This is a genomic window from Streptomyces sp. NPDC051105, from assembly GCF_040682795.1.
Classification (GTDB): domain Bacteria; phylum Actinomycetota; class Actinomycetes; order Streptomycetales; family Streptomycetaceae; genus Streptomyces.
In genome coordinates this window covers 626,405-646,561 of record NZ_JBFBBR010000004.1, presented here as the reverse complement: position 1 = coordinate 646,561, position 20,157 = coordinate 626,405, and the positions used below count along the sequence as shown (strand labels likewise).

The 20,157-nt window shown below is 71.1% G+C and carries 14 protein-coding genes; 11 read left to right on the top strand and 3 right to left on the bottom strand.

Annotated elements, in window-relative coordinates:
* Window positions 1–206 precede the first annotated feature (206 nt).
* A complete protein-coding gene (locus tag AB0N16_RS13620) occupies window positions 207–1,817 on the bottom strand; it encodes an NADH-ubiquinone oxidoreductase-F iron-sulfur binding region domain-containing protein (RefSeq protein WP_365796165.1) in 1,611 nt (536 codons plus the stop codon).
* Window positions 1,814–3,112: a cytochrome b/b6 domain-containing protein gene (locus tag AB0N16_RS13615; protein ID WP_365796163.1), complete on the bottom strand. Its 1,299-nt coding sequence runs from the start codon at window positions 3,110–3,112 to the stop codon at window positions 1,814–1,816. The genes AB0N16_RS13620 and AB0N16_RS13615 overlap by 4 nt, the downstream gene beginning before the upstream one ends.
* A 426-nt stretch (window positions 3,113–3,538) precedes the next feature.
* Here AB0N16_RS13615 and leuS point away from each other — a divergent pair, with 426 nt between their 5' ends.
* From leuS to holA, 9 genes are all read left to right on the top strand, one after another.
* Window positions 3,539–6,418: a leucine--tRNA ligase gene (gene leuS / locus AB0N16_RS13610; RefSeq protein ID WP_365796161.1), complete on the top strand. Its 2,880-nt coding sequence runs from the start codon at window positions 3,539–3,541 to the stop codon at window positions 6,416–6,418.
* A 156-nt stretch (window positions 6,419–6,574) separates the two neighbouring features.
* On the top strand, window positions 6,575–7,303 hold the full coding sequence (locus AB0N16_RS13605; protein ID WP_365796159.1) for a hypothetical protein: 729 nt from the start codon (window positions 6,575–6,577) through the stop codon (window positions 7,301–7,303).
* Window positions 7,304–7,375: 72 nt separating this feature from the next.
* The gene (locus AB0N16_RS13600; RefSeq protein ID WP_365796157.1) at window positions 7,376–8,221 is read left to right on the top strand and encodes a DegV family protein; all 846 of its coding nucleotides are present in this window, start codon (window positions 7,376–7,378) and stop codon (window positions 8,219–8,221) included.
* A gap of 131 nt (window positions 8,222–8,352) precedes the next feature.
* Entirely contained in the window at window positions 8,353–9,477 is a 1,125-nt protein-coding gene (locus AB0N16_RS13595) for a ComEA family DNA-binding protein (RefSeq protein ID WP_365796155.1), read from the top strand.
* Window positions 9,474–12,083, top strand: coding sequence for a ComEC/Rec2 family competence protein (locus AB0N16_RS13590; RefSeq protein WP_365796153.1), 2,610 nt, complete (start codon window positions 9,474–9,476; stop codon window positions 12,081–12,083). The genes AB0N16_RS13595 and AB0N16_RS13590 overlap by 4 nt, the downstream gene beginning before the upstream one ends.
* 4 nt (window positions 12,084–12,087) lie before the next feature.
* Window positions 12,088–12,942, top strand: coding sequence for an arylamine N-acetyltransferase (locus AB0N16_RS13585; protein WP_365796151.1), 855 nt, complete (start codon window positions 12,088–12,090; stop codon window positions 12,940–12,942).
* Window positions 12,943–13,116: 174 nt separating this feature from the next.
* On the top strand, window positions 13,117–14,004 hold the full coding sequence (locus AB0N16_RS13580) for a YceI family protein (protein ID WP_365796149.1): 888 nt from the start codon (window positions 13,117–13,119) through the stop codon (window positions 14,002–14,004).
* 61 nt (window positions 14,005–14,065) lie between these two features.
* Window positions 14,066–14,311 (top strand): hypothetical protein, encoded by a 246-nt coding sequence (locus AB0N16_RS13575; protein WP_365796147.1) that lies wholly within the window; start codon window positions 14,066–14,068, stop codon window positions 14,309–14,311.
* 114 nt (window positions 14,312–14,425) lie between these two features.
* Window positions 14,426–15,415, top strand: coding sequence for a DNA polymerase III subunit delta (gene holA, locus AB0N16_RS13570; RefSeq protein ID WP_365796145.1), 990 nt, complete (start codon window positions 14,426–14,428; stop codon window positions 15,413–15,415).
* A gap of 222 nt (window positions 15,416–15,637) precedes the next feature.
* Here holA and rpsT read toward each other — a convergent pair whose 3' ends face one another.
* Window positions 15,638–15,904, bottom strand: coding sequence for a 30S ribosomal protein S20 (rpsT, locus tag AB0N16_RS13565; protein ID WP_351691285.1), 267 nt, complete (start codon window positions 15,902–15,904; stop codon window positions 15,638–15,640).
* Window positions 15,905–16,126: 222 nt separating this feature from the next.
* Here rpsT and lepA point away from each other — a divergent pair, with 222 nt between their 5' ends.
* Window positions 16,127–18,001 (top strand): translation elongation factor 4, encoded by a 1,875-nt coding sequence (gene lepA / locus AB0N16_RS13560; RefSeq protein WP_365796143.1) that lies wholly within the window; start codon window positions 16,127–16,129, stop codon window positions 17,999–18,001.
* Between the two features lie 272 nt (window positions 18,002–18,273).
* Window positions 18,274–20,148, top strand: a complete 1,875-nt coding sequence (locus tag AB0N16_RS13555; RefSeq protein ID WP_365796141.1) for an AMP-dependent synthetase/ligase — start codon at window positions 18,274–18,276, stop codon at window positions 20,146–20,148.
* Window positions 20,149–20,157 lie beyond the last annotated feature (9 nt).

Below are 20,157 nucleotides of genomic sequence, written 5' to 3'. Positions count from 1 at the left end.
AGCGCCTGCATGGCATGCAGGAGGTCAGGAGTTCAATTCTCCTTAGCTCCACAGAAGTCGAAGGCGGACCATCCAGATGGATGGTCCGCCTTCGACGTTGTTGGGAACCATTCGAAATCATCGGAAGCGGGCCCCGGGAAACTCGTGCCACGTGGAAGGCGGGCCACCCGACCGGGTGGCCCGCCTTCCACGTGATGCTGCTGGTGTCAGCGGCCGAGGGCCCGGCGGCCGCGGCCCTGCGAGAGAACCGGCAGGTTCTTGGCCGGCGCCTGGGAACGCGTGTCCTCCTCGAGACGCAGCGCGAGCGCCGGGCACCGGCGCACCGCCCGCAGCGCCTTGGCCTCCGCGAACCGCGGCACCTTCGCCTGAGCCACCGTCGGGAAACCGTCCGCGCCCAGTTCGAAGACCTCCGGGAGGATGTCCGCGCACAGGCCGTGGCCCCGGCACAGCGTCCAGTCGACGTAGATCTTCTGACGGCTGCCGCTGGTCTCCTCGGGCTCTGCGCCGCCCGGGATGCCGGTCGGGAGCTTGCCGTCCTCGAAGAGCGGCAGAACGCCTTCCACGGGCCGTCCGCAGCCGTTTCCGAGGACATGCGCGGCCAGGTCGTCGGTGAACGCCTTGATCGTCGACTCAAGGAACATCGCGGAGCCGTCCGGGTGCGAGCACGCGCCGCGCCGCTTCACGTTCTTCGCGACCTGCTTGAGCGCCTCCAGGGCGGCCGGTCCGCCGCCGTTGAGGATGTCCTCCATGCCCCGCGCGGCCGCCGGCAGACCGAGGTAGCAGGGACCGCACTGCCCCGCGCTCTCCTCCGCCAGCCACTGGGCGACCCGCAGCGACTCACCCAGCGGACAGGTGTCCTGCGTGATCGGCAGGATCGCACCGGCGCCCAGCGCGCCACCCACCGCGTCCAGGGAGTTGCGGGAGACGATCGCCTCGTTGACCGTCGCCGCGTCGATCCACTTGCCGTGGTAGCCGCCGGTCAGCACACCCTGCGGCACCGGCGGGGCGCCGGCCAGCTGCAGGACGTAGCGCAGCGGCACACCCGTGGGCACCTCGATCACCATGGGACGGGCGACCGCGCCGGAGACCGTCAGCATGACGGTGCCCGGTTCGTCGTACAGACCGGTGTTGCCGTAACGCTCCGGGCCGATACGGGCGGCGATCGCCAGCTGCGCGAACGTCTCCGCGTTCGACAGCAGCGTGGGCGCGCCGCCGACGCCGTTCTGGGAGGCGCTGGTCTTGCGGCCGGGCGGGATCGCCGGGCCGCCGTCGATCGAGCGGACCAGCGACGCGGCCGCGCCGGTGACCATCCGTACCGGGTTGCGCTGGACGAACGCCTTCAGGGCCGAACGTCGGCCGGTGCTCAGACCGCGTTCGGCGAGCGCCTGCTCCATGGAGCGCTGTGTGGACTCCCGGGTGACCCCCACCACGAGCGTGCGGGCACCCAGCGCCTCGGCGCACAGCAGCGCGCCGTCGAGGATCAGGTGCGGGGCACGGTTGATCAGGACCGTGTCCTTGCGGCAGGCCGGCTCGTCCTCGCTGCCGTTGACGACGACCACCGGCCGGACACCGCGCTTGATCGCCGCTTCGGCGACCGAGCGCAGCTTTTTGTGGAAGGGGAAGCCCGCGCCGCCACGGCCCTTCAGGTTGATGCGTTCGGAGAGCTGCGCGAGCTGCTCCCCGCCCAGGGGTTCAAGCGGCCCGTGCACCTTGAGGTGCATGGGCAGATCGAGTCTTTCGACAAGGTCGAAGCCCGACGTGAGCTGCGGAAGGCCGACCACGCGGACTTCTGGGACGTCGGGCAGGGCCTCGTTCACCTATAGCCTCCGGAAGGCGTGTTCCAAGGTTCGCCCGAACCCGGTGCGTCGAAGGACGCGCCGGGCGCTGGTTCGTTGGCGGGACCGCTGTTGTACGTGTCGTTCGAGTTGTACGTGCCGTAGCGCGCGTTCGTCTCACCGGTGTCGTACACATCACGTCCGCCTGTTCCGGGAGCGCCCGGATTGCCATAGACCGGGATGTTGTATCCGGTGTCCTGGAGCGGGTCGTACGCCGACGGGGGCGCCTCGCCGACCGGCGGCGGGGACGGGACCGGCCAGCTGCCCGAGGTGCTGCCGGGGCCGTCCACGCGCGGGAAGGCCTCGGTGGCCTGGAGGTCCAGCCGCTCCATGCGCGCGGTCTGGCCGGCCGCGAACGGCGACTGGGACTGTCCGGGTGTGGAGGTGGCCCGGTAGGCGGCCGCGAAGCCGGAGGCCGGCTCGGGGGCGGGTGCCCCGGTCGGGAACAGCGGGTTGGGCTGCGGGGCCCTGGCGTCGGCCCGCGAGGGCCTCGGCTCGCGTTCGCGGTCACGTCCGCCGTCGTAGCCCGGCAGCCCGGACCCGCCCATCCGGGCACGGCTGGCGTCCAGCTCGTCCAGGTCGGGACGCTCCGAGCTGCCCAGGACGGAGACGAGACGGTCGGCGACCTTGCGCTTGAACGGGCGCGGGGCGGCGCGCAGCGCCAGCGCGCCCATCACGCCGACCAGGCACAGCTCGTACGAGATCATGAAGAAGGGCTTCGCCGCGCGGCCCGCGAACAAGCCGTGGATCAGCGCGGCGCACCAGGCCGGGTAGGCCAGCATGTGCATGGCCCGCCAGCGGGCCGCCACCACGGCCGGGGCGGCGAAATTGCTGCGCAGGGCGCCGGTGACACCCACGAAGATCATCAGCAGTCCGGCCAGCGAGCCGAGCCCGATCAGGCCGGCGCTTCCGGTGACGCCGAGCGAGAACGGGATGATCGCGGCGATCACCACGGTGTGATCGAGAGCGATCTTCGTGACGATGTGCACCAGCAGGAACGCGATCGAGGCGACCGCGGTCGTCCGGTGCACCGCCTGGCCGACGATCCGCTGGCGGGTGTTGAGGAAGATGCGGTCCTGTGCGACCAGGCCCCAGATCACCGAGCAGCTCAGCGAGACGAGCGAGAGCACGCCCGCGCCGAAGTTCAGGAACGATTGGAACTGGCTGCCTCCGGTCAGCACGACCACGGGTATGAGCAACAGAACGACAGCGGACGCCACCCCCCAGGCCGAGCGGCCTGGCTTGGGGAGCGAGCTGTTACTACGACGAGGGTTCATGGGGGCAACTCCGAGCAGTTCGGGAAAGCGGTCCCGGTGCCGCAGCCTAAGTGGCGCCATACCGATCAGTACGAGGTTTGAGTTATTGCGTTGTTATCAAAGGGCAATACGGGCCTTGTGATGCCCCTTAGCGGTTGTTACGCGAAGTAAGTTTTGAACCTGGTTCAACTCTCGTCCCGGTTGTCGCCTTAGACGTACGTGTCAACCGGTGATACGTAAGCGCGTCGCGGCTTGCTCAAGTGCTGCGGTACCCTGACGCCATGCGTGCCGTACGCCTTCTGCTTAGCGGGCCGCGCTGATCAGTCCCGACCGCCGGAACAAACGGCCGGTCGGCATCGGCGCGGCGTCCCCTCCTGTGCGAGGGGATTTTTCGTTTCTAGCAAGTCACAGCCGCAGGCAGAGACGATCGATGGAGCTTTGAGGATCATGAGCGAGACGAACCCCGCTGCCGCCGCCACGTCGGCGGAGGCCGCGCCGCACCGCTACACGGCCGCCCTGGCGGCCGAGATCGAGGCACGCTGGCAGGACTTCTGGGACGCCGACGGCACGTACGCGGCGCCGAATCCCAAGGGTGACCTGGCCGGCGACCCCGAGCTGGCCGCCAGGCCCAAGAAGTTCATCATGGACATGTTCCCGTACCCGTCCGGGGCCGGACTGCACGTCGGCCACCCCCTGGGCTACATCGCCACCGACGTGTTCGCCCGCTTCCAGCGGATGAACGGCCACAACGTCCTGCACACCCTGGGCTTCGACGCCTTCGGCCTGCCCGCCGAGCAGTACGCCGTGCAGACCGGCACGCACCCGCGGGTGTCCACCGAGTCCAACATCGAGAACATGAAGGCCCAGCTGCGCCGGCTGGGCCTGGGCCACGACAAGCGCCGGGCGTTCGCCACGATCGACCCGGACTACTACAAGTGGACCCAGTGGATCTTCCTGCAGATCTTCAACTCCTGGTACGACGACGAGGCGAAGAAGGCCCGCCCGATCTCCGAGCTGATCGCCCAGTTCGAGTCCGGTGAGCGAGCCGTACCGGGCCACACGCGCGCGTGGAACGAGCTGACCGCAGTCGAGCGCGGCGACGTCCTGGGCGAGTTCCGCCTGGCCTACGCCTCGGACGCGCCGGTCAACTGGTGCCCGGGGCTGGGCACCGTGCTGGCCAACGAGGAGGTAACCGCCGACGGACGCTCCGAGCGCGGCAACTTCCCGGTCTTCAAGGCCAAGCTGCGCCAGTGGAACATGCGCATCACCGCCTACGCCGACCGGCTGCTGGACGACCTGAACGAGCTGGACTGGCCCGAGGCCATCAAGCTGCAGCAGCGCAACTGGATCGGCCGCAGCGAGGGCGCCCGCGTCGACTTCCCGATCGACGGCGAGAAGATCACCGTCTTCACCACGCGCCCCGACACCCTGTTCGGCGCGACCTACATGGTGCTGGCACCCGAGCACCCGCTGGTCGACAAGTTCGTCCCGGCCGCCTGGCCCGAAGGCACCCACGACGTGTGGACCGGCGGTCACGCGACGCCCGCCGAGGCCGTGGCCGCGTACCGCGCGCAGGCCGGCGCCAAGTCCGACGTGGAGCGGCAGGCCGAGGCCAAGGACAAGACCGGCGTCTTCACAGGTGCGTACGCGACCAACCCGGTCAACGGCGACAAGGTCCCGGTGTTCGTCGCCGACTACGTACTGATGGGCTACGGCACCGGCGCGATCATGGCGGTCCCGGCCGGCGACCAGCGCGACTTCGAGTTCGCGCGCGCCTTCGAGCTGCCGATCGTCTGCATCGTCGAGCCGACCGACGGCCGCGGCACCGACACCTCGACGTGGGAGGACGCCTTCGGCTCCTACGATGCGAAGATCATCAACTCCTCCAACGACGACATCAAGCTGGACGGCCTGCCGGTCGCCGAGGCCAAGGCCCGCATCACCGAATGGCTGGCCCGCAAGGGCATCGGCGAGGGCACCGTCAACTTCCGGCTGCGCGACTGGCTGTTCAGCCGCCAGCGCTACTGGGGCGAGCCCTTCCCGATCGTCTACGACGAGGACGGCGTCGCCCACGCGCTGCCCGAGTCGATGCTGCCGCTGGAGCTGCCGGAGGTCGAGGACTACTCGCCGCGCACCTTCGACCCGGAGGACGCGGACACCCAGCCCGAGACGCCGCTGTCGCGCAACGAGGAATGGGTCAACGTCACCCTGGATCTGGGCGACGGGCCGAAGAAGTACCGCCGCGAGACCAACACCATGCCCAACTGGGCCGGTTCCTGCTGGTACGAACTGCGCTACCTGGACCCGCACAACGACCAGCAGCTGGTCGACCCGGAGATCGAGCGGTACTGGATGGGCCCGCGCCAGGGCATGCCGCACGGCGGTGTGGACCTGTACGTCGGTGGCGCCGAGCACGCGGTCCTGCACCTGCTGTACGCCCGTTTCTGGTCGAAGGTCCTGTACGACCTGGGGCACGTCTCGTCCGCCGAGCCGTTCCACAAGCTGTTCAACCAGGGCATGATCCAGGCCTACGTCTACCGCGACGGCCGCGGCTTCCCGGTGCCCGCCACCGAGGTCGAGGAGCAGGACGGCGCCTACTACTACCAAGGCGAGAAGGTCACCCGGCTGCTGGGCAAGATGGGCAAGTCCCTGAAGAACGCGGTGACTCCGGACGAGATCTGCGCCGAGTACGGCGCCGACACGCTGCGCCTGTACGAGATGGCGATGGGCCCGCTGGACGTCTCCCGGCCGTGGGACACGCGCGCTGTGGTCGGTCAGTTCCGGCTGCTGCAGCGGCTGTGGCGCGTCATCGTCGACGAGGCGACCGGTGAGGTCACCGTCACCGACGACGATGCCGACGAGGACACGCTGCGTGCCCTGCACAAGGCGATCGACGGCGTCCGCCAGGACCTGGAGGGCCTGCGCTTCAACACCGCCATCGCCAAGGTCACCGAGCTGAACAACCACCTGACCAAGGCGGGCGGCGCGGTGCCGCGTACGGTCGCCGAGCCTCTGGTGCTGATGATCGCGCCGCTGGCTCCGCACGTCGCCGAGGAGCTGTGGCGCAAGCTGGGGCACAGCGACTCGATCGTGCACCGGGACTTCCCGGTAGCCGACCCGAACTACGTCGTGGACGAGACCGTGACCTGCGTCGTGCAGATCAAGGGCAAGGTCAAGGCCCGTCTGGAGGTGCCGCCGGCGATCTCCGAGGAGGAACTGGAGAAGGTGGCGCTGGCCGACGAGAAGGTTGTCGCGGCGCTGGACGGCGCGGGCATCCGCAAGGTGATCGTCCGCGCGCCGAAGCTGGTGAACATCGTCACGGCGTAACGGCCGAGGGCCGCCTCCGGGCGGTCCCCAAGGGCAGGTTCGGGGTCTTTCTGGAACTCCGGGCCTGCCCTTTGCGTTTACCGTTGAAGGTGGCGGCCACCCCTGCCGTGTTCGGAAGCGGCCGGGTCGGGTGGCCGTCAGCGGAGGAGGAGCACCGTGGAGACAGTGATCGCCGTATTCGCCCTGCTCTTCCTGCTCTTCGTCGCGGGCGGGGCCTACGTCACGTTCAAGGCGGTCGGCGCCGCCAAGCGCGGTGTGGACCGTACGATCACGCAGGCCCGGCGAACGGTCGAGGACCACACGCTGCGCGCCAAGTCCATGGTCCAGATCGGCCCGGCGGCCGAGATCGCCCAGATGCGGCTCACCCTGCGCACCTCGATGCGGGCCACCCAGGACGCGCTGGACGCGGGCGTCGCCGAGGACGAGTCGCTGAAGGAGTCCCTCGGCCTCTTCCAGCGGCTCAGTGCGCACGGGCACGAACTGGACGGCGAGCTCAGGCGCCTGGAGTCGGAGCCGGACCGGGCCACGCTCGCCGCGCGGCTGCCCGAACTGCGCCGGCGTACCACGCGCATCACCGAGTCCGCGGACGCGTTGCGGTGGGCGGCGCGTGACCGGGCCCACCGGTTCGCCGACGACGATCTGGACACCCTGAGCACGCAGATCGGCGTCGAGGCCGACGCCCTGCGGCACTGGTCGCGTCCTGCCCCCGCGCCCGAAACCCCGCCATGGCCCGAGGCCGCCGCCGGTCGGGGCGACCGCCAGACCTGGCCCGAGGCACCCCGGTCCGCCCCGGATCCGGACCCGGCGCAGCCCGCGATCACCCCGCCCGGGCGGCGTCAGGCCTACCCCTGGCAGAAGAAGCCCCGGCCGGAGAGCACCACTTGATACGGCCGGTCCGGGTCGGGCCGGGCGGGGGCGGGCTGCCGCCCCTGGGCTACGCCAGGTAACCTCCAGCTCATGTCCCGCCATGTCGCGATCGTCACCGATTCAACGGCCTACCTGCCGCCGCGGATGATGGAGCGCCACGGCATCACCGCGGTTCCCCTGACCGTGGTCCTCGGCGACCGGGCGTTCGAAGAGGGCACCGAGATCTCGACCCGTTCCCTGGCCCAGGCTCTGCAGAAGCGGCGCTCTGTCACCACGTCCCGGCCCAGCCCCGAGCTGTTCGCCGAAACGTACCGCAAGGTCGCCGAGTCCGGTGCCACCTGCATCGTCTCGCTCCACCTGTCCGCCGAACTGTCGGGCACCTACGACGCGGCGGTCATCGCGGCCCGCGAAGCACCCGTCCCGGTGCGGGTGGTGGACACCGGGATGGTCGCGATGGCGCTCGGTTTCTGCGCGCTCGCGGCGGCCGAGGCCGCCGAGGCGGGCGGCACCGCCGACGAGGCCGTCACGGCGGCGGAGAAACGAGCCGCCAGCACGACCGCGTACTTCTACGTCGACACCCTCGACTATCTGCGCCGCGGCGGCCGCATCGGAGCGGCGCAGGCCCTGCTGGGTTCCGCGCTCGCCGTGAAGCCCCTGCTCCAGCTGGACGGCGGCCGCGTCGGGCCCCTGGAGAAGGTGCGAACGGCGTCCCGCGCCATCGCCCGCCTCGAGGAGCTCGCCGCCGACCGGGCGGGCGGCGCCGAGGTGGACATCGCCGTCCACCATCTCGCCGCGCCCGACCGGGCCGCGGCCCTCGCCGACCGGCTGCGGGCGCGGGTCCCGGGGCTGGTCGAGATGCATGTGAGCGAGGTCGGTGCGGTCATCGGCGCGCACACCGGACCCGGGCTTCTCGGGGCGGTCGTCTCACCGAGGTGACCTGTGGATCCGAGGGCGACGGCCCCGCCGGTTTCACTCGTGTGGGTGGCGAAGTTGTCCACAACCGGGCCGTGATCCACGGAACTTGAGCAAGATCATCGCGAGTCGGCGGGAAGCCCCATCCTCGTCGCATGGCACTTCGATCACGCTCACACGAGACACATGCGACCAGTGGCCCGGGCCGGGGCCCCACTTCCGACGGCCGTACCCGGCACCGCCGGTCCCCGGTCGGGGTCCGCGCCCGCCATCGCCCGGCCCCGGCGGAAGAGCTGCGCCGCCGGGCGGAACTCCTCTTCGGCGAACGGGGAGTCACCCGGCCGGAGCCGGGACACGGACCGCCCCGCGCCGGAACGGTGACCGGCACCGGTGCGGCGGCCGGACTGACCGCGGCCACCTCCGGACTGACAGCGGCCACCTCCGGGGTGCGCGCCGCCGCGTCCGGGGTGCGTACCGCCGCGGCCGCACTGTCCACGGCGGCGGCCGTGGTGTCCTCGGCCCGTGCGCTCGCCGGCGAGACCACGGCCCTGCGCGAACCGGCCCTCCCCAGGCTGCGGGCCCGAGTCGGGCTCGCCGTGCGGGAGCGGATGCCGGTGTGGCTGGCGACCCGCTGCGGGCTGGAACGCAGGGGCGCGGTGGCCCTCGGGGCGGTCCTCGTCGTGGCCGCGGCCCTGGCCGTGCAGCATTTCTGGACGGGCCGGACCGAATCGGTGAGCGCGCCGGAGGTGGTGCGTGCCGAGGCGCCGTACGAGAAGAGCGAGGAGAAGGTGCCGGTCGCGGGCACCGGTACCCCAGCGGCGCCCGCGGGGGCGGCCGCACCCGGTGGTGAGATCGTCGTGGACGTCACCGGGAAGGTGCGGGAGCCGGGGGTCCACGCTCTACCGGCCGGGTCCCGGGTGACCGACGCCCTGCGGGCGGCGGGCGGCGTGCGGCCCGGTACGGACACCGACGGACTCAACCGTGCCCGTTTCCTGGTGGACGGCGAACAGATCGTCGTCGGGGGCCCCGCCCCGCCTGCCGCCCCGGGCCAGGTCGCGGAGGGTGCCGCGACGGGCACGGGCCCGGCCGCCCCGGTCTCGCTGAACACGGCGACCGTGGAGCAACTCGACGCCCTGCCCGGAGTCGGCCCGGTACTGGCGCAGCACATCGTCGACTACCGGACCGAGCACGTCGGCTTCCGCTCGGTCGACGAACTCCGCCAGGTCAAGGGCATCGGCGACCGCCGCTTCTCCGACCTGCGGGATCTGGTACGGCCATGAGCCGCGCGACCGGCCAAACCGCGCCGGAATCCATGACCGTGCGCCAGGCCGTGCACGCCGGTTCGGGCAAGCGGCTGGGGACCGCGCACCCCCGGCAGGAGACAGCGGCCGACCTGCGGCTGGTGCCGCCCGCGCTGGCCGCCTGGGCGACGGCGGCACTGACCCTGGACGCACCGCCGGGGTGGACGGCCGGGACCGCCGTCGCCTGCCTGGTCGCCGGCCTGATCCTGCTGTGGCGCAGCCGCGCGGGCCGTCGGCCGGGGACGGTGGCCGGCGACTCCCCGGCTCTCCGGCCAGGGACGGTGGCCGGCGACTCTTCGGCTCTCCGGCCGACTTGGCGGAACGCCTCCGTCGGTGCGCTGCTTCTCTGTGTCGCGGGGGCCGCCGCCTCTGCGGGGCTGCACGGGGCGGATGTGCGCCGGGGGCCGGTGCCCGGGCTGGCCCGCGCCTACGCGACCGTGACCGTCGAGGTGGAGCTCACGGGTGACCCGTGGGTCAGCAGGCCGCGCGTGCGGGGGGACCGCGCCACTCCGGCCGCCGTGCTGGTGCGCGGTGAGGTACGGCGGGTGGAGAGCGGCGACGGGACGGCGGTGACGACGCGCTCACCGGTGCTGATGGCCGTCGACCCGGGGGTGCGGGCGCCCGGTGGCGGCGGCCGCGCGCAGTGGCTCGGGCTGCTGCCCTCCACGCGGTTGCGGGTGAGCGGGCGGCTGGCACCGGCGACGGCCGGCGGGGACCGGACCGCGGCGATGCTCCGGGTGCGGGAGCGTCCCGCGCCGGTGGTGGTGGGCGAGGCGAGTGGGCCGCAGCGGCTGGCCGGGCGGTTGCGGGCCGGGCTGCGGGAGGCGACCGAGGGGCTGCCCGAGGACGCGCGGGCGCTGCTGCCCGGGCTGGTCGTCGGGGACACCTCGCGGATCACGCCCGAACTGGACGAGGCCTTCGAGGAGACCGATCTCGCGCACACCCTCGCGGTCTCGGGCAGCAACCTCACCATCCTGCTCGCCCTGCTCGTCGGACCGCCGGGACTGGCCCAGCAGGTCGAGCGGCGCGGCCTCGCCCCACGCCTGGGGCTGTCGCTGCGATCGACCGCGCTGTTCGCGTCGGCGCTCACCCTCGGCTTCGTCGTCGTGTGCCGGCCGGATCCCAGCGTGCTGCGGGCCGCGGCCTGCGGAGCCGTGGCCCTGCTCGCCCTGGCGACCGGCCGCCGCAGGTCCCTGATCCCGGCGCTGGCGACGGCGGTCCTGCTGCTGGTGCTGTACGACCCGTGGCTGGCACGCAGTTACGGCTTCCTGTTGTCCGTGCTGGCCACCGGGGCGCTGCTGGTGCTGGCGCCCGGCTGGAGCGAGGCGCTGCGACGGCGCGGGGTGCCGGAGCGGCTGGCCGAGGGCCTGGGCGCCGCTGCCGCCGCGCAGGCGGTGTGCGCGCCGGTGGTCGCGGTGCTGTCGGCGCGGGTGAGTCTGGTGGCGGTGCCGTGCAATCTGCTGGCCGAGATCGCGGTCGCGCCGGCCACGGTGCTGGGGTTCGCGGCGCTCGCGGCGGCCCCGGTGGCGATGCCGTCGGCGAAGGTGCTGGCGTGGTGCGCGGGCTGGCCGGCCGGGTGGATCGCGGGGATCGCCCGGGCCGGGGCCGCGTTGCCGGGCGCGGGCGTGGACTGGCCCGGGAGCTGGGCGGGGGCGCTGCTGCTGGCCGGGGTGACGGTGGTCGTCGTACTGCTGGGGCGGCGGTTGCTGCGGCATCCGTGGTGGTGCGGGGCGCTCGGGGTGCTGCTCGTGCTGATGGTGGTACGGCCGGCACCGCTGACCCGGATGATCACGGGCTGGCCGCCGCCCGGCTGGCGACTGGCGATGTGCGACGTCGGGCAGGGCGACGCGACGGTGCTCGCGGCGGGCGCGGGCACGGGGGTGGTGGTGGACGCCGGGCCCGATCCGACGCTGGTCGACCACTGCCTGCGGGAACTTGGCATCACCCGTGTCCCGCTCGTCGTCCTGACCCACTTCCATGCCGATCATGTCGGCGGGCTGCCCGGGGTGCTGCGCGGGCGGTCGGTGGCGCAGATCGAGACGACCGGGTTCGAGGAACCGGCGGAACAGGCCGAGTTCGTCCGGAGGGAGGCGGCCGAGCACCGGATTCCGGTCACGCGCGCGGTCGCCGGGGAGCGGCGCACCACGGGCGGGCTGGACTGGCAGGTGCTGTGGCCGCCCCCGGACCCGGCGCCGGCACCGGACGGCCCGAACGACGCCAGTGTCGCCCTGCTGGTCCGCTCTGCCGGACTGCGGATGCTGCTGCTCGGAGATCTCGAACCCCCGGCTCAGCAGGAGCTGATGAGATCACCGGGGGCCGCCGAACTGGGCCGGGTGGACGTTCTGAAAGTGGCCCATCACGGGTCCGCGTATCAGGATCCGCAGTTGCTGCGGCTGGTGGCGCCCCGGGTCGCGCTCATCTCGTGCGGGGCGGACAACCCGTACGGGCACCCGGCGCCGGACACGGTGGCTCGGCTCCGGGCCGCCGGGGCGGTGGTGCTGCGGACCGACCGGGACGGAGCGCTCGCCGTGACCGGCGGCCGTACGGGACGGGAGGCGGGGGAACTGGCGGTGGCGCGAGACTGAGGGCATGAACTCGGTGAACTCCACGCAGACCGGCGCCTACCTCCACCGGCTCGGAGCGGCCCGTCCGGCCCGGCCCACCGCGGAGGCTCTGCGGGATCTGCATCTGAGGCATCTGCGGGCCGTGCCCTTCGAGAACCTTTCGATCCACCTCGGCGAAGAGATCGTACTGGAGGAGAAGTGGCTGGTGGACAAGGTGGTGGGTGCGGGCCGGGGCGGGTTCTGTTACGAACTCAACGGGGCGTTCTCGGCGTTGCTGACCGCGCTCGGTTTCGAGGTGACGCTGCTGGCGGGGCGGGTGTACGGGGATCAGGGGCGGCTCGGGATCCCGTACGACCATCTCGCGCTGCGGGTCGGGACGGTGGACGGGGGCGAGTGGCTCGCCGACGTCGGGTTCGGGGCGCACAGCCATTACCCGCTGGCGTTCGCGGAGCGGGGTGAGCAGGCGGACCCGGGCGGCACCTTCCGGATCACCGGGGCCGGGCCGGACGCGGCGGGTGCCGGGCGGGAAACGGGTGCGATGGTGGGGGACCTGGACGTGTTGCGGGATGGGAGGCCGCAGTACCGCCTGGAGGTCCGGCCGCGGGTGCTCGGGGACTTCACGGCCGGGGCGTGGTGGCACAGCACCTCGCCGTCGTCCCACTTCACGCAGTCGCTGGTGTGTTCCCGGGTCACCGAGGACGGCGGCCGGATCACGCTCAGCGGGCGGACGCTGACGGTGACGGAGGCGGGCGGGGCGCGTGAGGTACGGGAGTTGGAGCGCGACGAGGAGGTGCTGGAGGTGTACCGGGAACGGTTCGGGATCGCGCTGGACCGTGTGCCCGCTGTGCGAAAGCCGCGGAACGCCCACCCGAATGGCTAATTCGGGCGTAACGCGAGAAAGCGTTACTACCGCCACGTAGCATGCTACTCATGGGTAGTTCTGGTCCATCTGCCGGATTCCCGTGATGTGGGCCTGTGTTGCCCCGAAAGCCTCATCAGTGATCGAATGTGTCTTCGGCAATGGACGGTGGCGAGGCGTACAGGGGTGGCGTGGATGTTCGGCGGCTTGAGGGGAAACCGAACGAACCGGGTGCAGCGGACGAGTACGAGTCCCCTCGTGGCGGTGCAGACTCCGCCCGACGCCGGCGTTCTGAGCTGTCGGGTGCTCGACCCGGTCAACGAGCCGGTGACGAACGCCGAGTTCGCGGTCAGCGACACCACGGGGCGCACGGTGGTCAGCGGGGGCGCGGATCCCTACGGGTCGTTCATGACGACCGTGCCGGCGGGGGAGTACCGGCTCGCGGTGTCCGCCGAGGGGTTCACGCCGTACCGGGCCACCGCGCGGGTCGGCGAGAACAGCCTTGCCTCGCTCGGTGACGTGACCCTCCAGGTCGCCCCGCCGCCGGAGCTGCCGGCGGCCGGGGACTGGCAGATCGAGCCGACGCATTCCTCGATTGCGTTCACCGCCCGGCACATCGGACTGGCCCGGATCCACGGGCGGTTCAACTCGTTCGCGGGCGCGGTGCGGATCGCCGAGCCGGTGGAGCGGTCCGCCCTGCATGTCGTGATCGACGCCGCGACCATCGACACGGGCGTGCGGATGCGGGACGACCATCTGCGGTCGGAGGACTTCCTGGACGTGCTGCGGTTTCCGACGCTGGAGTTCTACGGCGACCGGTTCGTGCACCGGGGCGGCACCAGATGGGCCGTCACCGGGGCGCTGTCCCTGCACGGCGTGACGCGGACGGTCACGCTCGACACGGAGTACCTCGGTCTCGGCAACGGCATGGAGGGCGAGGTGCGGGCGGCCTGCCGGGCCACGACCGAACTGCACCGGGACGACTTCACCGTGAGCTGGCAGACGATGCTGGCACGCGGGATCGCGGTCGTCGGGCCGAGCATCCGCGTCGACCTCGACGTGCAGATCGTGCCCCAGGGCTGAGCCGGTCGCTCGTGCCCGCTCCGGCTCGTCGCGGCCGGTGGCGGTGCCGGAGAATGGTGCCGTGAGCGATGTGAGACATGTGCTGGTGCTGCCGGACCGGGACGCGGCCGAGGAAGCCGCCGAGGCGCTCGGGGAGCGCTTCGGGATCGGTGAGGAGCCGCGGCTGGTCCGGGACGCGCTGGCGGGGGAGGACGACGCCGAGGACGCACAGTGGCTGGTGCTGCTGCGGGACGCGGAGGGACGGCTGGACCCGGCGGAGCTGGACGAGTTCGCGGGCGAATGGGAGGGATGGCGGGAGGAGCCGTAGCGGGTGCGCGGGGCCGCCGCGGCCACCCCTGCCGGCTCGGCGGTACGACGGCCCTCGCCTGCGCCGGCAGGCGGCACGGCCGCGCTGTCAGTGGGCCGTGGGATGCTTGGCGTGATGGCAAAGAAGACTGCTGATGACGAGCCGCTCGCCCCGCTGACGCTTGCCGTGGGGCAGGAGGAACTGCTGCTCGACCGCGCCGTGCAGCAGGTGGTGGCGGCTGCCCGGGCCGCCGACGCCGACACGGACGTGCGGGATCTGACCCCGGACCAGTTGCAGCCCGGCACCCTCGCCGAGCTGACCAGCCCGTCGCTCTTCGCGGAGCGCAAGGTCGTGGTCGTACGCAACGCGCAGGACCTGTCCGCCGACACGATCAAGGACGTGAAGGCGTACCTCGGGTCGCCCGCCGAGGAGATCACCCTGGTGCTGCTGCACGCGGGCGGGGTCAAGGGCAAGGGGCTGCTGGACGCGGCGCGAAAGGCGGGGGCGCGGGAGGTCGCCTGCCCGAAGATGACCAAGCCGGCGGACCGGCTCGCGTTCACGCGGAGCGAGTTCCGGGCGCTGGGACGCTCGGCCACGCCCGAGGCCTGCCAGGCGCTCGTCGACGCCATCGGCAGCGATCTGCGGGAGCTGGCCTCCGCCGTGACCCAGCTCGCCGCCGACGTCGAGGGCACCATCGACGAGGCCGTCGTCGGGCGGTACTACACCGGGCGGGCCGAGGCGTCGAGCTTCACCGTGGCCGACCGGGCCGTGGAAGGGCGTACGGCGGAGGCGCTGGAGGCGTTGCGCTGGTCGCTTGCGACCGGGGTCGCCCCGGTGCTGATCACCAGTGCCCTCGCGCAGGGGGTGCGGGCGATCGGGAAGCTGTCGGGCGCACGGGGCGGCCGGCCCGCCGATCTCGCGCGGGAGCTCGGGATGCCGCCGTGGAAGATCGACCGGGTACGGCAGCAGATGCGGGGCTGGACGCCCGACGGCGTGGCGGTGGCGCTGCGGGCCGTCGCCGAGGCCGACGCGGGAGTCAAGGGCGGCGGGGACGATCCCGAGTACGCCCTGGAGAAGGCCGTGGTGGCCATCGCGCGGGCGGCACGGTCGCGAGGCCGGGGATAACAAGCCGGGCCCGGCGCAGGGGACGGGAGGGGGACGGGCCCGCCCGGACATACCGAAAGCCCCGGCGTTGGCCCTGGGGAAGGGCGACATGCCGGGGCATCGGTTTCAAGCTTTTCGAGCCCGTTCCCGCGTGGCGAACGCAGGCCGCGAACAGGCTCTGGGGGCCGGTCGGGGGCGGATGAGAGAGGGCCCGCCCGGGTCCTTCCGGCGTCGTATCAAGTGTCAGCCCTGGAGGGACGCGACCTTGGAAGCGAGCGCCGACTTCTTGTTGGCGGCCTGGTTCTTGTGGATGACGCCCTTCGAGACGGCCTTGTCGAGCGCACGCGACGCGGCGCGCTGGTACTCGGTGGCCTTCTCGACGTCACCCGCGGCAGCGGCCTCGCGGGCCTTGCGGATCGCGGTCTTGAGGGAGGACTTGACAGCCTTGTTGCGCTGACGGGCCTTCTCGTTGGTCTTGATCCGCTTGATCTGGGACTTGATGTTCGCCACGAATGAGCCTTTTCAGGTTCAGGTGCGGGACCGTGCAGATCCCGTACCGATGATTTTCTTGAAGTCGTGCCTCGCGCTGAGAGGGCATGAGACACAGCTGCCCAGACTAGCAGCGGGGCGGGGGACCGCCCAAACCGGTCCCCGGTCGCCCGCCATGGGACCATGGAGACTACGTATCGATCCGACCCGAGGCATAAGGCGCCTCAAGAGACAGGACCCTGCGTGCCCGCGACCCCTAACAATGTGCCCGAGCCGAGCCGTACCGCCCCGGCTCTGATCCGCAATTTCTGCATCATCGCGCACATCGACCACGGCAAGTCCACGCTCGCCGACCGGATGCTCCAGCTGACCGGTGTGGTCGAGCAGCGGCAGATGCGTGCTCAGTACCTCGACCGGATGGACATCGAGCGCGAACGCGGCATCACGATCAAGTCCCAGGCGGTGCGTCTGCCCTGGGCCCCCACCGAGGGCCCCGACCAGGGCAGCACGCACATCCTCAACATGATCGACACCCCGGGGCACGTCGACTTCACCTACGAGGTCTCGCGGTCGCTGGCGGCCTGCGAGGGGACCATCCTCCTCGTCGACGCCGCCCAGGGCATCGAGGCGCAGACCCTCGCCAACCTCTACCTGGCGATGGAGAACGACCTCACGATCATCCCCGTGCTCAACAAGATCGACCTGCCGGCCGCCCAGCCGGAGAAGTTCGCCGAGGAACTGGCGAACCTGGTCGGCTGCGACCCGGACGACGTGCTGCGGGTCTCCGCCAAGACCGGTGTGGGCGTCGACGCCCTGCTGAACAAGGTCGTCAAGGAGATCCCGGCGCCGGTCGGCGTCGCCGACGCGCCCGCCCGCGCGATGATCTTCGACTCGGTCTACGACTCCTACCGCGGTGTCGTCACCTACGTCCGTGTCATCGACGGCCAGCTCAACAAGCGCGAGCGCATCAAGATGATGTCGACCGGCGCCACCCACGAGCTGCTGGAGATCGGCACGAACTCGCCCGAGATGCTGGGTGCCGACGGCCTCGGTGTCGGCGAGGTGGGCTATCTGATCACCGGTGTGAAGGACGTCCGGCAGTCCAAGGTCGGTGACACCGTCACCAGCCAGCACAAGGGCGCCACGGAGGCGCTCGGCGGCTACAAGGACCCGAAGCCGATGGTCTTCTCCGGTCTGTATCCGCTGGACGGCTCCGACTACCCCGAACTGCGCGAGGCCCTCGACAAGCTGCAGCTCAACGACGCCGCGCTCGTCTACGAGCCGGAGACCTCCGCCGCCCTGGGCTTCGGTTTCCGCGTCGGCTTCCTCGGCCTGCTGCACCTGGACGTGATCCGGGAGCGGCTGGAGCGCGAGTTCGGGCTCGACCTGATCGCGACGGCCCCGAACGTGGTCTACCGCGTCGTCATGGAGGACGGCAGCGAGCACACGGTCACCAATCCGAGCGAGTTCCCCGAGGGGAAGATCGGCGAGGTGTACGAACCGGTCGTGCGCGCCACCATCCTGGCGCCCAGCGAGTTCATCGGCTCGATCATGGAGCTGTGCCAGACCCGGCGCGGCACCCTGCTCGGCATGGACTACCTGTCCGAGGACCGCGTCGAGATCCGGTACACGCTGCCGCTCGCGGAGATCGTCTTCGACTTCTTCGACCAGTTGAAGTCGAAGACGCGCGGTTACGCGTCGCTGGACTACGAGCCCACCGGCGAGCAGACGTCCAGCCTGGTCAAGGTCGACATCCTGCTGCACGGCGACAAGGTGGACGCCTTCTCGGCGATCACGCACAAGGACGCGGCGTACGCGTACGGGGTGCGACTAGTCGCCAAGCTGCGCGAGCTCATCCCCAGGCAGGCCTTCGAGGTGCCCATCCAGGCCGCCATCGGCTCCCGGGTGATCGCCCGCGAGACCATCCGCGCCATCCGCAAGGACGTCCTCGCCAAGTGCTACGGCGGTGACATCTCCCGTAAGCGCAAGCTGCTGGAGAAGCAGAAGGAAGGCAAGAAGCGGATGAAGATGGTGGGTTCCGTGGAGGTTCCGCAGGAGGCCTTCATCGCCGTCCTCAGTAGCGATGACAGCGCGGGATCGGCCAAGAGCAAGAAGTAACCGCCGGTAACAGTCGGCGACGGCCGCACATCGGGTGCAACGGGGGTCCGCCGTACGAAAGTGCGGCGGGCCCCTACGCGTGCGTAGGGTCGCTCTGCGTGGAATATGCGGGGAAACAGACAGGCCGATGCCCCTTACGCACAGGCCGATCGCGGCTTACTCTGATCCCTGCTCGATAGTTACTCGCGAGTTAAACAAGAGTGCGAACCGCACCGTGAGTAGACCCAGCCGCACTGAGCCAGCCGCACCGTCGCGGGCCCCCGGAGGATGTCGTGAGCGACACGCAGACACTGATCGAGAACCGCCCGCCGTCCGTGGCGGCCCTCTTCCTGGAGCGCGTGGCGGCCACACCGGACGCCGAGGCCTACCGGTATCCGGTGCCCGCCGCCTCCGGTCAGGGCCCGGACGACTGGAAGTCGCTGAGCTGGGCGCAGACGGCCGAGCGCGTCTACGCGATCGCGGCCGGCCTCATCGAACTCGGCATCCAGCCCGAGCAGCGGGTCGCCCTCGCCGCCTCCACCCGCGTCGAGTGGATCCTCGCCGACCTCGGCATCCTGTGTGCCGGAGCGGCCACCACGACCGTCTATCCGCAGACCAACGCCGAGGAGTCGGCGTTCATCCTCTCCGACTCCGGCAGCCGGGTGCTGATCGCGGAGAACGCGGCACAGGTCGCCAAGGCCGTCGAGAAGCGCGCCGAGCTGCCCGAACTCACCCAGGTCGTCGTCATCGACCCGGAAGGCGTGGAGACGGGCGACTGGGTTCTCACCCTCGCCGAGCTGGAGGAGCGCGGTGCCAAGTACCTGGAGAAGCACCCCGAGCTGATCAGGGAGCGGGTCGGCGCGATCACCAAGGACCAGCTCGCCACGCTCATCTACACCTCCGGCACCACCGGCCGTCCCAAGGGCGTGCGGCTGCCGCAGGACAACTGGTCGTACATGGCGAAGGCGACCGCCGCGACCGGGCTGATCAGCCCCGACGACGTGCAGTACCTCTGGCTGCCGCTCGCCCACGTCTTCGGCAAGGTGCTCACCTCCGGGCAGATCGAGGTCGGCCATGTCACCGCCGTCGACGGCCGCGTCGACAAGATCATCGAGAACCTGCCGGTCGTGCAGCCGACCTACATGGCCGCCGTACCGCGCATCTTCGAGAAGGTCTACAACGGTGTCGCCGCGAAGGCCCGTGCCGGTGGTGCGGCCAAGTACAAGATCTTCCAGTGGGCGGCGGACGTGGCCCGCGAGTACGCCAAGGCCACCCAGGACAACTTCCGCCGCACCGGCTCCGCCACCGCGCCCTTCGGGCTCACCGCCAAGCACAAGGTCGCCGACGGGCTCGTCTACTCCAAGCTGCGGGAGGCCTTCGGCGGGCGGCTGCGGGCCTGTATCTCCGGGTCCGCCGCGCTGGCCCCCGAGATCGGCTACTTCTTCGCCGGCGCCGGTGTGCACATTCTCGAGGGCTACGGTCTGACGGAGTCCTCCGCCGCGTCCTTCCTGAACCCCGGCGAGGCCTACCGCACCGGTACGGTCGGCAAGCCGCTGCCCGGCTGCGAGGTACGGATCGCCGACGACGGGGAGATCCTGCTCCGCGGCCCCGGCATCATGCAGGGCTACCACGGACTGCCCGAGAAGACGGCGGAGGTCCTCGAAGCCGACGGGTGGTTCCACACCGGTGACATCGGTGAGCTGTCCCCGGACGGCTATCTGCGGATCACCGACCGCAAGAAGGACCTCATCAAGACGTCCGGCGGCAAGTACATCGCGCCCGCCGAGGTCGAGGGACGGTTCAAGGCGGTCTGCCCGTACGTCTCCAACATCCTCGTCCACGGCGCCGACCGGAACTACTGCACGGCCCTGATCGCCCTCGACGAGGTCGCGGTCCTGGAATGGGCCAAGGAGAACGGCCTGGACGGCAAGTCCTACGCCGAGGTGGTGGCCGCGCCGGCGACCGTCGAGATGGTCGACGGATATGTCAAGGAGCTCAACGAGGGTCTGCAGCGCTGGCAGACCATCAAGAAGTTCCGGCTGCTGCCCCGCGACCTGGATGTGGAGCACGGGGAGATCACGCCGAGCCTCAAGGTGAAGAGGCCGGTCGTGGAGCGGGATTACAAGCACCTGATCGACGAGATGTACGCCGGTACGCGCGAGGCGTAGGGGGTGGCG

Coding starts and splice junctions, on each gene's coding strand:
- AB0N16_RS13615 (WP_365796163.1), bottom strand. CDS start 3,112: ATGAACCCTCGTCGTAGTAACAGCTCGCTCCCCAAGCCAGGCCGCTCG.
- leuS (WP_365796161.1), top strand. CDS start 3,539: ATGAGCGAGACGAACCCCGCTGCCGCCGCCACGTCGGCGGAGGCCGCG.
- AB0N16_RS13600 (WP_365796157.1), top strand. CDS start 7,376: ATGTCCCGCCATGTCGCGATCGTCACCGATTCAACGGCCTACCTGCCG.
- AB0N16_RS13595 (WP_365796155.1), top strand. CDS start 8,353: ATGGCACTTCGATCACGCTCACACGAGACACATGCGACCAGTGGCCCG.
- AB0N16_RS13590 (WP_365796153.1), top strand. CDS start 9,474: ATGAGCCGCGCGACCGGCCAAACCGCGCCGGAATCCATGACCGTGCGC.
- AB0N16_RS13585 (WP_365796151.1), top strand. CDS start 12,088: ATGAACTCGGTGAACTCCACGCAGACCGGCGCCTACCTCCACCGGCTC.
- AB0N16_RS13580 (WP_365796149.1), top strand. CDS start 13,117: ATGTTCGGCGGCTTGAGGGGAAACCGAACGAACCGGGTGCAGCGGACG.
- holA (WP_365796145.1), top strand. CDS start 14,426: ATGGCAAAGAAGACTGCTGATGACGAGCCGCTCGCCCCGCTGACGCTT.